We start from the raw sequence: 14579 nt of genomic DNA on the forward strand, positions 1-14579 counted from the left end.
CAACCCAGGTCGCGTGATCTGGTGTCTACCCGGTGTGCGTCGCGTCCGCCCGCGACCGCAACCGAACCGCGTCGATGTGGTGCCGCATCGCCGCGACCGCTTCCGCCGGCCCCGTGCCCAGGGCGTCGAGCACGGCGCGGTGCTCGTGCACGGCTCGGTCGGTGTCGTCCCCGCCGCCCTCGACGATCTGACGCATCCGGTGGACCCGGGTCGTGATGACCTCGGACATCTCCTCGAGGAAGGGGTTCCGCGTCGCGTCGAAGATCAGTTGGTGGAACTGCCAGTCGCTCCGGAAGAACCGGGCCATCAGCTCCTCGGACGCCGCCTCGACACCCACGGCCGCGACCTCCTCGGCCACGGCGGACTGCTCGGCCAGCGCGGCGGCGAGCCGGTCCCGCAGCAGGTCGACGTCGCCGCGGGCAGCGAGTTCGACCGCGCCGCTCTCCACGATGAGCCGTGCGTCGAACAGGGCCTCGAGCTGGTCGCCGGCGAGCGGTGGGGACACCCGGTACCCCTTGTTCGCCTCGCGGGTGACGAGCCCGGTGCGCTCGAGCTGCACGAGGGCTTCTCGCACCGGGGTCGGCGAGACCCCGAGCGTCCGTGCGAGTCCGTCGATCGACAGGCGCATGCCCGGCTCGACGTCGTGCCCCATCAGGACCTCGAGCACCCGGTCGTAGACGCGGTCCCGCAGTCCGAGCTGCGTGATGCGCTCCGTCCCGAAGCCCGGCATGGTCGTCGACATGTGTCGATCCTAGAGAATCGACGATCCACGGTCACCGCGTGGTCCCGCGCGGACGGTGCGGCGCGGTCAGGGCGGAACGGTGCGGCTCAGTAGACGGCGTCGATCCCGAGCACGTCGCCGAGCCCGAGGGTGCGTTGGCCCATCTCGCACGTGGTCGACGCCGGCTTCATGACGAGGCCGCTGTTCTGCGCGGTGTGCCCGAGGCCGAACGCGTGCCCCCACTCGTGCGTGGCGACCCCGCGCAGGTCGAACCGGGCACCGGAGCACGTCGGTCCGACGTACCACTGCTGCCCCGTCGTGTAGCGCTGGTCGACCTCGACGGCGACGCCCGACCGCGACCACACACACGTCACGGCGAGGGTGCCCGACGGCAGGGAGCCCCACCCGACGACGCTCGCACCGCTCGACGCGCCGCAGCCGCCGGTGCCGGAGACCCCGGTGGCCTTGGTGGTGTTGCCGACCAGGCTCTCCCCGGCCGCCGAGGTGACCGTCTTGCCGCACGAGGCGATCGTGCCCGTCCACGCGTCGGCGCCCGCTCGGATCGACGCCGCACCGGTGGTCTTCTGCCCGGCGGGGTTGTAGCTCCACTGCACGGGTGCCGCCCACTTGAAGCCGAGCTTCGAGAAGGTCTTGTTCGTGCAGCTCGACGGCTTCGCGGCCGCGGTGGTCGTCGCGGCCTGCGGGGTGGCGGCGAGGCGGGCGCGCAGGGCGTCCCGCTCCTGGCGGACGGCGGCGGCCGAGCCCTTCCAGACCTCGTCGACGTGCACGGCGACCCCGGAGCGCCCGGTGTTCGTGATCGAGACGTCCCCGTCGTCCGCCGCCCCGGTCGCGGCCACCGGTAGCGCGGCGACGGTGGTGCCGGGTGCGGGGACGGCGAAGTGCCGACCGTCGGGCAGGACGACCGTGCCCGAGGACACGGCACACCCGGTCGCGAGTTGCGCGACGGTGATGCGCTCCCCGCGGCAGGACGGTGCCGCCTCGGCCGGTGCCGCACCGGTCGACGTGACGATCGCGACGAGCGCGATCCCGAGTGCGACCGCCCCGGCGGTCACGGACGACGTCCGCACGATGATGCCTCCCTGATGCAGCAGTGATCGTTCGCTCCGGTGCGACGAGCCCCCTCGGCGCAACGGAAGACAGTGTGCGGAGCGCTCGGGGCAGGGGTCAACCCCCCGAAGTGGACCCGGGGCTCGTGCGGTCCGGCAGGATCGGTGCATGGGATCACGCTCCGTCGTCGTCATCGGGTCGGGCATCGCCGGCGCCGCCACCTTCTTCGCCCTGGCCCGACGCGGGGCCGAGGTCACCGTCGTGGACGACGGCGCGACCGGGCAGGCGACCGCGGCGAGCGCCGGCATCCTGCAGCCGTGGTCGTCCGCGATCGATGGACCGTTCGCCGACCTGTACGTCCGCGGAGCGGCGTTCTGGCCGGAGGTCCTCGCACGTCTCGCGGAGGTGGGCGTCACGCACACCGACCACCGGCGGAGCGGAGCACTCGTGGTGAACGCGGACCCGGCCGAGGTCGACGCCGCCGAGGCGCGGGTCGAGCGGCGCCGGGCAGCGGAGCCGGACGTGGTCGGACGGGTCGAGCGCATCGGCGGCGATCGCGCCCGCGAGCTGTTCCCGCCGCTCGCCTCGGGGCTCGACGCACTGTGGATCGAGGGCGGCGGCCGCGTGGACGGCCGCACGGTGCGGGATGCGCTGCTCGACGCCGGCGAACGGCTCGGCGGGGTCCGGCGTCGCGGACGGGCGACGCTCGAGGCCGACGGCCGGGTCCAGGTCGACGGCGACCTGCTCGAGGTCGACGGCGTCGTCGTCGCGGCGGGTGCCTGGACGAACGACCTGCTCGGCGCCCTCGGCCTGCGGGTGCCGGTCGCGCCGCAGCGCGGCCAGATCACCCACCTCGCGCTCCCCGGGGTGGACACCACGCACTGGCCGTCGGTGCACCCGTTGTCCCACCACTACCTCGTGGCGTTCGACGGCTCACGGATCGCGGTCGGGGCGACCCGCGAGACGGGCAGCGGCTTCGACGCACGCGTCACCGCAGCCGGGCAGCTGCAGGTGCTGCAGGACGCGCTCTCGATCGCTCCGGGCCTCGCCGACGCGACCGTGCTGGAGACCCGGGTCGGACTCCGTCCGCTCGCCGACGACGCGATGCCGATCGTCGGGGCCGTCCCCGGGAACGAGGGGCTCTTCGTCGCGACCGGGTACGGCGCGGCCGGGCTCACGATGGGGCCGCTCCTCGGCGACGCCCTCGCCCGCCGGGTCCTCGCTGAGCCCGCTCCCGAACTCGACGCGCTGCAGCCGGAGCGCGAAGGCGTCTAGGGCACCTGCACGAACCGCGGTGCCCCACGGTCCCGCAGCCGGAACCCGAGGTGCTGGTACAGACCGATCGCCCCGGTGTTCCCCGCGGCGGCGTGCATGAGCGGGACCTCCCCGCGCTGCCGGATGCCGTACGCGACGTCGAGGACGAGCCGTCGTCCGAGCCCCTGGCCGCGGAAGGCCTCGTCGGTGCACACGGCGCTGATCTCGGTCCACCCCGGGGGGTGCAGACGCTCGCCCGCCATCGCGATGAGCCGCCCGTCGCGCCGGACGCCGACGTACCGCCCGAGTTCGATCGTGCGCGGCAGGAACGGGCCGGGCTTCGTGCGGGCGACGAGCTCGGTCATCTCGGGGACGTCGTCCTGCGTGAGCTCGACGGCCTCGGCGTCCGGGGCTCCCTCGATCGCCTCGCCCGTGAGCTGCACGCCCCCGGAACCCTCGACCGTCTGCCACCCCTCCGGGACGACGGCTGAGGCACCGACGCCGAACACGGCACCCGATCCGATGAGGGCGCGGACGTCCTCCCAGTCCTCGGGTGTCGGGCGCTCCGGGATGCCGGTCCAGACCGACACGTCGGGCAGGTAGCGCGCGATCTCCCCACGCCGCTCCGCGAACCGGGCGTGCTCGCCGTTGAGGGACGCGAGAGCCGGGTTGTCGAGCAACCGGGTCGGGGTGCCGTCGTCGGCGATCGTCAGGTCGAGCGTCCGGAGTGCCGCGCCGCGGGCGTCGCCACCGCGGAATCCGAGTTCCTCGAGTCGGCGTCGGTCCCCGTCGGCCCACCCGGTCGTGTCCGCGACGACCCCGGCCGCGTACCGGTTGCGTGCACGGTCGACGACGTCGCCCATGTCGACCACGGTCTCGAGGACGACCTCACCGGGTCGCGTCGGGGCGGTCGGGCGTGCGCTGGTGGTCATGCGTCCATCCTCCGTCCGCCGGCGCTGCCGCGACGAATCGTTGCACCCCGTGACGCGTGCGCGCCTCGCACCGTGCGAAGGGGGGGGAACGGGCCCGCCTCTCGCACCGTGCGGGGTCGGTCAGCGCAGCGTGAACGCCACGGTCTCCGACGTGACACCGCCGGCGACGGCCGAGGCCCGGAGCGTGGCACCGGTGGCGTGCACCCCGACCGCGATCCGCACGGAGCCGTCCGGACCGGCCACGGCGCTCGCGGAGCCGATCCGCACCGTCGAACCCGGAGCGGCCACGGCAGTCACCGTCCAGTTCCGCAGCGACGGCATCCACGGGCTGGGGTTCGGGATCGCGACACCGCTCGTCGACGTGACCCGAGGAGCCGCCACGGTCGCGGCCGGGAGGCGGACGGTGGTCGCCGACGAGCGGTCCGAGCCGAGGACGATCGCGGTGACGTCGACGGTCCGACCCGCGAACCGGAACGGCAGGTCCAGTGCGAAGCGTCCGGTGCCGTCCGAGCGCACCGACGGGACGCCGTCGCCAGCGGCCGTCCGGGCGTCGACGATCGCGTTCGGGGTGGTGGTGCCGGTCAGCCGGAACGCGCCGCCGGACACGACCACCGGGTCAACTGCGGGAGCCTCGACCACCGGCGTCTCGACGTCGTGCGCCGGGAGCGACAGGGGCACCCCGACCGACTCGTCCTCGTCCCCGGGGAACCACGATGTGATCTGCAGCGTCTGCTCGGCGAAGCGCTTCGGGACGGTGAACTCGACCGTGTCGTCCGCTCCGGCGACGGCGTGCGCCACGACCCTGTCGGTGCCGTGGTGCGCCAGCGCCCAGCCCGTCGCCGGCAGCGTCCCGCGGACCACGAAGCCGACGGGGTCCTGCGTGACGTCGGTGACGATCACCTCCGCACGAGCCGTCCGGTCGTGTACCTGCGCCGAGGCGTGCGCATCGGGTCGGCCGGCGGCGTGTCCGTCCGCGTGGGCAGGCGCGGCGCCGACGAGTGCGACGCCGAACGCGAGTCCGATGGCGGTGGTGACTGTGGTGATGCGACGGTCCATGCCGGTACTCCTGGTCCGTGGCCCCGGACATCCGCGACGGTCACGGGAGGGACTCACCCTCGCACCGTATCTGGTATTTCACACCAGCCGCGCCCCGCACCGTGCGAGGAGCGCCCCCGCCCCGGCCTCACGCCAAGCGGTCCGCCACGAACTCCACCATCGCCCGCACGAGCCGCGCCCGCGACGACGCCCGCCGGTACTCGTGCCCCTCGCCCTCGAGCTCCAGGTACGACACGTCGTGCGACCGGGCCCGCAGCGCCGCCACGACCTGGTGCGCCTCACCGATCGGCACGTTCGTGTCGAGCTCGCCGTGGACGACGAGGAGCGGCGCGGTGACGTCCCCGATCGCCCGCATCGGCGACAGGGCCTCGAGCAGCTCGGCGTCGTCCACCGGGTGCCCGTACTTGGTGGCCGCGGCGGAGGCGATCCACGGCTCGGTGTCGCGGTAGAACGTCGCGAAGTCGCTCATCCCGCACACGGCCACGCCGGCCGCGAAGACGTCGGGCGTGAACGCCAGGGACGCGAGGGTCGCGTACCCGCCGTAGGACCGCCCCTCGACGGCGACACGGGAGCGGTCCGCGTACCCGTTGGACACCAGGAACCGTGCGCAGTCGACGACGTCGGCGAGGGCGTTCCACCGCAACCCGAGGTCGTCGGCGTGCACGAAGTCGCGTCCGTACCCGGAGGACCCGCGGATGTTCGGGGCGAACACCGTCACCCCCGCGGCGGCGAGCGCCTGGTGCTGCGGCGAGAAGGTGGGCCGCTCCTGGGACTCGGGTCCGCCGTGCAGGTGGACGAGCGCTGCGCGCGGGCCGGGAGGCACGGTGCCGATCGCGTCGTCCGCCCCCGTCGGCGAGACGGTGGGCTCCACGGCCCGGTACAGCCAGCCGGTGATCTCCAGTCCGTCGCGCGCCGCGAAGCGTTCGAGGGTCGGCTCGACGAGCGGCGCGTGCGGCAGCTCCGGCACGTCGGTGACCCGGCTCCACGTGAGCGCGTTCGTGTCGAGCCGCCAGAGCTCCCGGGGTCGCGCGGGACCCTCGACGGCGAGGATGACGCTCCGACCGTCACGGCTGAGGACCGGGTCGGTGACGACGTACCCGGGCAGGTCCGGCACGGGGGTGCGCGAGGCGTCGTGCGTGTTGACGAGCTCGAGCTCGCTGCGGCCGTCGACGTTCCAGCCGAGCAGCAGCGTCCGGCCGGCGTCGTCGGCGTCGAGGTACTCGAGTTCGGCGTCGGCGCGCTCGGTGAGCGGACGTGTCCTCCCCCGCCAGCCGTGCGGGCCGACCGGCTGCGCGATGAGGCCGCGGCGGGGCATGCCGGACTCGGTCGCGACGTAGGCGACGAGCGGACTGGTCTCGCTCGCGGGCGCCGGGCGGAGGAACGCGATCTCGGCCGACCCGTCGGGCTGGTCGGACAACAGCGCGCGGCTCTCGTCGGTGAGCCGGTCGACGACCACGACGAACTCCTGGCCGCGCTGGCCGTCCCGGAGCACCACGAGGCGCTCCTCGACGGAGAGGTCGAGGATGTGGATGAGCTCACCGACGGCGAGGTCGTCGCGGTCGCCGGACACCGGGTCGACGAGGTACGAGCGTGCGGGCTGGTCGGCCTCGGTGGACGGCAGGGTGATGACGACGCGGTGCCCGCTGCGGCTCCAGGGACCGAGCTCGGCGTGCTGGGAGCGCGAACCCGCGATCTGCGCGGCGTCGGAGCCGTCGGGGCGGACCACCCAGACCTGCTGCTTCACACCCCCGTCGGTCGCGATCGCCACCGCCAGCCACTCGCCGTCGGACGACCACGTGACGCGGATCACCGGGTCGTCGGACAACCGGATCCTGGTCGGCTCGGGCAGCTCACCGTCGACCACGACGTCCTGCACGAAGACCTCGGGGGTGCCGTGCCGGTCGCTCACGAACGCCACCCGTCGGGCGTTCCGGGTCATGGTGGGGCCCCACGATCCCCAGGCCGCGGCGAGGCGCTCGCCCAGGCCGGCCGCCTGCGCGACGCGGGCCGACGGACGGGCGCGGGTCGTGCCTCCAGGCCCGCTCACCGCACCCCCTGGTGCTGCAGCCACATCTCGATGAGGCCGAGCTGCCAGAGCGCGTTGGCGCCGATCTCGGTCCGCGTGCTGTTCGGGTCCTGGAGCATCCGCTCGACCGTACCCGGGTCGAACAGGCCGCGCTCCCGGGCCTCCGGTGCGTGCAGCGCCTGGCGGACGCGCTCGAGGTACGGGCCCTCGAGCTGCCGGATCGCCGGCACCGGGAAGTAGCCCTTCGTCCGGTCGATGACGGCGTCCGGGACGATGCCGCGGGCCGCGCGCTTCATGACCCCCTTGCCGCCGTCCGCCAGCTTCAGCGACGGCGGGATCGCGCCGGCGAACTCGACGAACTCGTGGTCGAGGAACGGCACGCGCGCCTCGAGTCCCCACGCCATCGTCATGTTGTCGACGCGCTTCACCGGGTCGTCCACGAGCATGATCGTGGTGTCGCTGCGGAGTGCGGCGTCCACGCTCGTCTCCGCGCCGGGCCGGGCGAACTCCGCGTCGACGAAGGCCGACGGGGTGTCGTCGTCGCTGCGCCAGCGCTCCCCGAGCAGCGCCTGCAGGGCGGGCCAGCGGCGGTCCATGAACACGGAGCGGTAGACCTCGGCGGCCTGGTCGCGCGGAGTGGCGGCGAGCGGCGGGTACCAGCTGTACCCACCGAGCACCTCGTCCGCACCCTGACCGGACTGCACCACCTTGACGTGCTGCGAGACCTCCTGCGAGAGCAGGTAGAACGCGACGCAGTCGTGGCTGACCATCGGTTCGCTCATCGCCTGGATGGACCCGTCGATCCCGTCCAGCAGGCGCGACGACGGGATCCGGATGCGGTGGTGGTCGGTGCCGAAGTGGCGGGCGACCTCGTCGGAGTACTCGAACTCGTCGCCGGACTCGCCGCCGGCCGACTCGAAGCCGATGCTGAACGTGGCGAGGTCCTGCTGGCCGGCCTCGGCGAGCAGCGCGACGACGAGGGACGAGTCGATCCCGCCGGAGAGCAGCACCCCGACCGGCACGTCGGCGACCATGCGGCGCTCGACGGCGGTGCGGAGCTTCTCGGTGAACGCCTCCTGCCAGTCCTGGTCGGACCAGCCGGCCGTGCCGGGGTCGCGCTCGAAGCGGGGCTCCCAGTACGTCTCGTCGTGGGAGCTGCCGTCGGGTTCGATCACCCGGACCGTCGCGGGCGGGAGCTTGCCGACGCCGGACAGGATCGTCCGGGGCGCGGGGACGATGGAGTGGAAGGACATGTACGAGGCGAAGGCGACCGGGTCGATGGACGTGTCGATCCCGGCGCTGCCGGCGCCGCCCGCACCGCCGTCCCCCGCCAGGATCGCCGGCAGGGACGACGCGAAGCGGAGCCCGCCGCGGACGGGCGCGACGTACAACGGCTTGATGCCGAGCCGGTCGCGCGCCAGCACGAGCCGGCCGGTGGCGTGCTCCCAGATCGCGATCGCGAACATCCCGATGAGGTGCTGCACGAAGTCGGTGCCCCACTCGGCGTAGGCGGCGACGATGACCTCGGTGTCCGACGTCGAGTCGAACGTGTGCCCCTTGCCGTGCAGCTCGTCGCGGAGCTGGCGGTAGTTGTAGACCATGCCGTTGTAGGCGATGGTGAGCCCGACGCGCGCCACCACCATCGGCTGCGCGCCCGCGGTCGACAGGTCGACGATCGACAGGCGGCGGTGCCCGAGCGCGACCGGTCCGCGCGCCCAGAGTCCGTCGCCGTCGGGACCGCGGTGCACCAGGCACCCGGTCATCCGGGCCACCGCCCCGACGTCCGGCGCCGTCCCGTCGAACCGGATCTCGCCCGCGAGTCCACACATCAGCTGTCTCCCTCGGTGGTGCCGGTACCGGTGCCGGTGCCTGTGCCTGGACCCGTGCCTGTCCCGGCGCCTGCGCCGGTGCCGGGCTCGGGGCCGACGATCCAGGTGTCCTTCGCGCCGCCGCCCCGCGACGAGTTGACGACCATGCTGCCCTCCGGCGCGACGCGCGTGAGCGCGACGTCGGCGAGGTGCGTGTCGTCCGGACCGGTCCCGGTGACGTACACGAAGGCGCGGAGGTCGACGTGCCGCGGGTCGAGCCCGGCGGGGCCGATCGTGGGGTGCGACGAGAGCTGCACGACCTCTTGTCCGACCCAGCCGGCCGGGTTCGCGGCGATCTCCCGGCGGCGTTCGGCGACCTCGGGGGCGCTGGCGCTCGGGCCGATCAGGACGTCCCGCCCGCCCTCGCCGTCCACCGGCTTCGTGACGAGTTCGCCGACGCGGTCGAGCACGGAGAGCCGTTCGCCCTCGATGCTCGTCCGGTACGTCGGCACCGACTCGAGCAGCGGCTTCTCGTCGAGGTAGTACCAGATGAGGTCGGGCACGTTGACGTACATCGCCTTGTCGTCGACGAGCGCGTTGCCGGGAGCGTTCGCCAGGTACACGGTGCCGGCCTCGGCCGCGTCGAGGATGCGGGCGCCGAGGTCCGGCGTGGTCTCGTTCGACAGGGCGCTGGCGTCGCGGTCGACGCGCAGGTAGAGCGCATCGAGGACGTCACCGGTCGCGGCCTCGACCACGCGTCCGTCGCGGACGTCCAGGTCGGACTCGGACAGGAGGCGCATCCCGGCCCCGTCGGACAGCCGCCGGTGCTCGTACCACGCGCCTGCGGCGGGGCCGTCCGACACCAGTGCCAGGATCGGGTCCGGGTTGCCGGTGACCGCGGTCGCGTCGGTGCGGAGGGTCTCCCGCAGGCGGTCGAGGACGGTGTGCGGATCGCGGAGCCGGGCCGGACGCGGGGCGTCCGGAACCACCTCGTCCATCATCTCGCGGAGGGCCAGGCCGTACGCGACGCCGGAGGGCGAGCGGACGTTGTCCTCGAGCACGCGCCATCCACCGAACTCGTTGCGGACCAGGTCGAACCCCATCACCGGCGCACGGACCGCGGTCTCGGGCAGCCGCGCTGCGTCCGGGTCCCAGCCGTTCGCGCCGACGAAGTCGTCCGCGTCCATGGCGCCGTCGGCGACGATCCGCCGCTGGCCGTACGCGTCGCGGAGGAACAGCTCGATCGCGCGGGCGCGCTGGGCGAGCCCGGCCTCGAGCTGCGCCCACTCGTACGCGCTCACGGTGCGCGGGACGAGGTCGCAGCCGAAGACCTGCACGCCGCCGTCGACCACGAAGCCGACCTCGTGCTCGCGCGTCCAGACGTCGCGCACCGCGCAGCGGTCGATCGTGGCCTCGGCGTCCCAGCCGCGGAAGAACGTCGCGAGCTCCCGGAAGGCCGGGCGGGGACGGGCTCCGGGACCGACCGCCTCGTCGCCCGCGCGGACCCGGTAGGCGGGGATCGCGACGATCGGGTGCTCGTCCCGCCCGGAGGGGGTGCCGGCGGTGTCCTCGACGACCTGGGCCACGACGTCGTCGAGGTCCCCGCGCTCGGCGTAGGCGGTGCGCTGCCGGTCGGTGGAGTTGCCGCGCGCGAGGGTGTCCTCGAGCAACGCGCTCACCGTGCCCCAGTCGCCGAGTTCCTCGAGCTCCGGGCGGAGCCGCGACACCAGCTGGCGGACGGCGATCTCGGCCGGGAGGCGTTCGGGGTGCTGCCCCAGCCCGAGCAGTTCGCCGCTCAGTCCGCTGCGGGCTGCCTGCCACATCGCCGCACGGTGCAGGGGCTCGCTGCGCGGGTGCCACTCCGTGCCGGCCTCGACCGCGACCTCGGCCTTCCGGACGGCCGCGCGGAACAGTCCGGCGATCAGGACGGCATCGTCGACCACGGGGGTGGCGTCGCAGACCCGGAGTTCGAGGGTGGGCGCGTGCGAGGACGGCCGCACGTCGAAGTACGCCATCTTCTTGTCCGCGATCACGCCGGAGGCGATGAGGTCGTCGAGCACCTTGTCGTACTCGGCGGCGCTCTCGACCCGACCGAAGCTGCCGGCGGACGGCCAGCGCTGCCAGATGATGCTCCGGAACGAGGCGTACCCGGTGTCCTGCCCGTTCCAGAACGGACTCGAGGCGCTGAGCGCGAGCAGGACCGGCAGCACCGGGGCGACCCGCTGGGCGATCTGCACCGCCAGGTCACGGTCGCTCACGCCGACGTGCACCTGCAGGCCGCAGATGAGCTGTTCGTCGACGAGCATCCGGTACTGCTCCTGCATCCGCCCGTAGCGGCCGCCGGAGGTCAGCTCGAAGTCGGCGTACTCGGACCGGGGCGCGGTGCCGACGGCCGCGATCGTGACGCCGGCCGGGGCGATCGCCGCGCTCAGCTCGCTGCGGAGGTCCACGATCACCCGGCGGAGGTCGTCGAGCGTCCGCACGACCGGGGTGTTCGTCTCGATGGTCGTGCGCTGGAGCTCGGCGCCGAACCGGTGGGCGGGCAGTCTGGGGAGGAGGCGCGGGGCCTTCGCGGACAGTCGGCCGGACTCGAGGTCGATGAGGTGCAGCTCTTCCTCGGCGCCCAGCGTCAACTCTGCACTCATGTAACGGAACCTACTGCCGGCACCCACGCGTCCGCCCGCCTCGGCCGAGATCGTCGCATGCTCGAAACAATCCCCGGACGCGGGGTACAGGCGTGCTGAGAGCGGGCGCGGACGGCAACGTAGGAACGAAGGATGCCGACCACCGTGTTCTGCCTCCACGCCCTCGGGTCGAGTTCCGAGGAGTTCGTGGGGCTGCGCACCCGGCTCGCCGGCACCCTCGACCTGGCCGGCATCGACCTGCCCGGTTTCGGCCGGTCGTCGGCCGCGACCGGCACGACCGTCGAGGAGATGACCCAGCTCGTCGAGCGCGCCATCGGCCGGAGCGGCGCGACCGAGTGGGCGCTGATCGGACACTCGATGGGCGGCAAGGTCGCGTCGATCGTCGCCGCGCGGACCATCGACGGCTCGAACGGCCTGTTCGGGCTCCGGGCCGTCGTCTTGCTCGCCGCCTCACCGCTGTCGCCCGAACCGATGGACGACGAACGACGGTCGACGATGCTCGGCTGGGCGGCGGACGGCGAGATCGGGCCGGACGAGGCCGAGGCGTTCGTCGACGCCAACACCGCGTCGCGCCTGCCGCCCGAACCGCACACCCAGGCCGTCCACGACGTGCAGCGTGCCGCGCCGGAGGCCTGGACGGACTGGCTCGTCCGCGGCAGCCGCGAGGACTGGTCCACCACGTACCCGCCGAACCCGGTGCCGGCCCTGGTGCTCGCCGGCGCCGAGGACGGAGACCTCGGGCCGGACGCCCAGCGCGCACTGAACCTGCCGCACTGGCCTGCCGGTGAGTTCGCCACGGTCCCCGGGGCGGCGCACCTGCTGCCGTGGGAACAGCCGGACCGGGTCGCCGACCGCATCCGCGACTTCTGGCGCCGCCGCATCGACCACGGCCCGGTCGTGCCGGAGGACACCGCGCGGCTGATCGCATCGCCCCGGGTGAGCGCCCGGACCCGCGGGATCCTCGCCGTGCGGGCGCTGCCGGACGCTCCGGATCGAGCACCCCGTGCACTGAACCACGAGCAGCTCGACACCCTGCGCGCCGTCGCCCGGGTCGTCGTGCCGCAGCCCGGCGAACGGCCCCTCGACCTCGCGCTCCGCGTCGACGACCAGCTCGCCGACGGCCTCGGCGACGGATGGCGACCGGACGGACTGCCCGCCGACGTCGACGCGTACCGAGCAGCACTCGACGTGCTGATGGCCGAAACCGCGCACGGCGACGACCACCTCGCTGCGGTGCTCGCGGCCGTGGACGCCGGCGAGTACACGCCCGCGTCGGGACCGCTCGACGCCGCACAGCTGCAGGCGTGGGCCGAGGACGCCGGCGTGGACCTCGCGAAGCAGTGGGTCGCGCACCCGGCGACGATGGCCGAGATCGACTACGACGGCTTCGCCAACGGCGGCGACGGCCTGCGGAAACAGGGCTTCCAGCTCCTCGGAGCCGGACAGCGTGAAGCATGGGAACCGGCAGGAGCCGAACGATGAACCTCTCCGGACAGCGCCACCACGACGAGGACGACGTCGTCGACGTGGTCGTCGTCGGCACCGGAGCGGGCGGCGCCCCGCTGCTCGCGACCCTGGCGCGCCGCGGCCTGCGGGTCGTCGCGCTCGAGGCCGGACCGAACACCGAACCGGGCGACCACACCCCCGACGAGGTCGAAGCACCAGGCGACATCAACTGGATGGACGAGCGCATCAGCGGCGGAAGCACCCCGACCGCGTTCGGGCCGAACAACAGCGGGACCGGGGTCGGCGGTTCGACGCTGCACTGGGGAGCCTTCACGCCCCGGCCGAACCGGCACGACATCCACCTGCGAACGGACTCGGGCGAGGGCCACGACTGGCCGATCGACCACGACGAGCTCACCGGGTGGATCGAGCGGGTCGAGCACGACGTCGGTGTCGCCGGACCCGCGCACTACCCGTGGGACCCGGCCCGGCGCTACCGGATGGGACCGCCCCCGCGGAACGCCTCCTCCGACATGATGATCCGGGGCGCCGCCGCGGTCGGGATCACGGCGACCGACGCACCCGTGGGACTCACCACCGAGGACCGGCTGCAGGAGCACCACGGCCTGCGGCAGGCGTGCGTGTCGTGCGGGTCCTGCCACCAGGGGTGCCGCAACGGCGCGAAGGTGTCGATGGACACCACCTACCTGCCCGCCGCCGTCGCGTTCGGCGCCGAGATCCGGGCCGAGGCGTTCGTGCACGGCATCGAGCTGGACGCACGTGGCGAGGTCGAGGCCGTCGTCTACCGGCAGGGCGGCCGGGACCACCGGCAGCGCACCCGTGCGCTCGTGCTGGCGGCCGGCGGCATCGAGACCCCGCGACTCCTGCTGCACACCGGTCTGGCGAACAGCAGCGGCCAGGTCGGCCGGAACTTCACGGCGCACGGGGCGACGCAGGTGTGGGCGACGTTCGACGAGTCGATGCGCTCCTACCGCGGGTACCCGTCGTCGATCATCACCGAGGACTTCGTCCGACCGTCCGACGCCGACTTCGCTGGCGGGTACCTCATCCAGAGCCTCGGCGTGCAGCCGCTGACCCTCGCCACGTCGCTCGTCCGCGGCGGTGGACTCCGCGGTGCCGCCCTGGTCCGGGCCATGCGCGACTACCCGAGGATGGCGGGCGTCGGCATCAACGCCGAGTGCCTGCCGTACGACGACAACCGCCTGGTCCTGGCGGACGAGGTCGACGCGAACGGGGTCCCGAAGGCCCGGGTCACGTTCTCCCCCGGCGCGAACGAAGCCGCCATCACGCGGCACGCCGTCCGCACGATGACCGCGATCGTCGAGGCCGCCGGCGGGCGCGACGTCCGGGTGCTCGACCGGACGGCGCACACCGTGGGCACCGCCCGGATGGGCACCGACGCGGCGAGCTCGGTCGTGGACGCGGCCGGCCGGTCGTGGGACGTGCCGAACCTCTGGGTCGTGGACAACTCGGTGTTCCCGAGCTCCCTCATCGCGAACCCGGCGCTGACGATCATGGCGCTGTCGCTCCGGACCGCCGACCGCCTGCTGCGCGACGACGCCCGCGCCGACCGCGAGGCCGCCCTGGCCACCGCCTGACCGC

Annotated in this window: 10 protein-coding genes; 3 read left to right on the forward strand and 7 right to left on the reverse strand. The window is 73.7% G+C overall.

Annotated elements, in window-relative coordinates; translation table 11 throughout:
- Window positions 1-25: 25 nt before the first annotated feature.
- A complete protein-coding gene (locus EDF64_RS09315; protein WP_133519727.1) occupies window positions 26-742 on the reverse strand; it encodes a GntR family transcriptional regulator in 717 nt (238 codons plus the stop codon).
- A gap of 86 nt (window positions 743-828) precedes the next feature.
- A complete protein-coding gene (locus EDF64_RS09320; RefSeq protein ID WP_133519728.1) occupies window positions 829-1809 on the reverse strand; it encodes a matrixin family metalloprotease in 981 nt (326 codons plus the stop codon).
- 148 nt (window positions 1810-1957) lie between these two features.
- On the opposite strand from EDF64_RS09320, the gene EDF64_RS09325 reads away from it, so the two are divergent.
- Window positions 1958-3064: an NAD(P)/FAD-dependent oxidoreductase gene (locus EDF64_RS09325; protein WP_133519729.1), complete on the forward strand. Its 1107-nt coding sequence runs from the start codon at window positions 1958-1960 to the stop codon at window positions 3062-3064.
- On the opposite strand, the gene EDF64_RS09330 is transcribed toward EDF64_RS09325, so the two are convergent.
- The 5 genes from EDF64_RS09330 to EDF64_RS09350 form a co-directional block, all read right to left on the reverse strand.
- Window positions 3061-3975: a GNAT family N-acetyltransferase gene (locus EDF64_RS09330; protein ID WP_133519730.1), complete on the reverse strand. Its 915-nt coding sequence runs from the start codon at window positions 3973-3975 to the stop codon at window positions 3061-3063. The genes EDF64_RS09325 and EDF64_RS09330 overlap by 4 nt on opposite strands.
- A gap of 120 nt (window positions 3976-4095) precedes the next feature.
- A complete protein-coding gene (locus EDF64_RS09335; protein WP_133519731.1) occupies window positions 4096-5031 on the reverse strand; it encodes a hypothetical protein in 936 nt (311 codons plus the stop codon).
- Between the two features lie 127 nt (window positions 5032-5158).
- Window positions 5159-7102: a S9 family peptidase gene (locus EDF64_RS09340; protein WP_243736319.1), complete on the reverse strand. Its 1944-nt coding sequence runs from the start codon at window positions 7100-7102 to the stop codon at window positions 5159-5161.
- On the reverse strand, window positions 7075-8886 hold the full coding sequence (locus EDF64_RS09345) for an N-acetylglutaminylglutamine amidotransferase (protein WP_133519732.1): 1812 nt from the start codon (window positions 8884-8886) through the stop codon (window positions 7075-7077). Before EDF64_RS09345 ends, EDF64_RS09340 begins: the two co-directional genes overlap by 28 nt.
- Window positions 8886-11510: a carboxylate--amine ligase/circularly permuted type 2 ATP-grasp protein gene (locus tag EDF64_RS09350; RefSeq protein WP_133519733.1), complete on the reverse strand. Its 2625-nt coding sequence runs from the start codon at window positions 11508-11510 to the stop codon at window positions 8886-8888. The genes EDF64_RS09345 and EDF64_RS09350 overlap by 1 nt, the downstream gene beginning before the upstream one ends.
- A gap of 132 nt (window positions 11511-11642) precedes the next feature.
- Between EDF64_RS09350 and EDF64_RS09355 the strand changes: the two genes are divergently transcribed.
- Window positions 11643-12992 carry an alpha/beta fold hydrolase gene (locus EDF64_RS09355; protein WP_133519734.1) on the forward strand — a complete coding sequence of 450 codons (1350 nt, stop codon included), beginning with the start codon at window positions 11643-11645 and terminating at the stop codon, window positions 12990-12992.
- The gene (locus EDF64_RS09360) at window positions 12989-14575 is read left to right on the forward strand and encodes a GMC family oxidoreductase (RefSeq protein ID WP_133519735.1); all 1587 of its coding nucleotides are present in this window, start codon (window positions 12989-12991) and stop codon (window positions 14573-14575) included. The genes EDF64_RS09355 and EDF64_RS09360 overlap by 4 nt, the downstream gene beginning before the upstream one ends.
- The last annotated feature ends 4 nt before the right edge of the window (window positions 14576-14579 follow it).

The organism is Curtobacterium flaccumfaciens (genome assembly GCF_004361695.1).
GTDB classification, from domain to species: Bacteria; Actinomycetota; Actinomycetes; order Actinomycetales; family Microbacteriaceae; genus Curtobacterium; species Curtobacterium flaccumfaciens_B.

Coding starts and splice junctions, on each gene's coding strand:
- EDF64_RS09315 (WP_133519727.1), bottom strand. CDS start 742: ATGTCGACGACCATGCCGGGCTTCGGGACGGAGCGCATCACGCAGCTC.
- EDF64_RS09330 (WP_133519730.1), bottom strand. CDS start 3,975: ATGACCACCAGCGCACGCCCGACCGCCCCGACGCGACCCGGTGAGGTC.
- EDF64_RS09355 (WP_133519734.1), top strand. CDS start 11,643: ATGCCGACCACCGTGTTCTGCCTCCACGCCCTCGGGTCGAGTTCCGAG.
- EDF64_RS09325 (WP_133519729.1), top strand. CDS start 1,958: ATGGGATCACGCTCCGTCGTCGTCATCGGGTCGGGCATCGCCGGCGCC.
- EDF64_RS09345 (WP_133519732.1), bottom strand. CDS start 8,886: ATGTGTGGACTCGCGGGCGAGATCCGGTTCGACGGGACGGCGCCGGAC.
- EDF64_RS09350 (WP_133519733.1), bottom strand. CDS start 11,510: ATGAGTGCAGAGTTGACGCTGGGCGCCGAGGAAGAGCTGCACCTCATC.
- EDF64_RS09335 (WP_133519731.1), bottom strand. CDS start 5,031: ATGGACCGTCGCATCACCACAGTCACCACCGCCATCGGACTCGCGTTC.
- EDF64_RS09360 (WP_133519735.1), top strand. CDS start 12,989: ATGAACCTCTCCGGACAGCGCCACCACGACGAGGACGACGTCGTCGAC.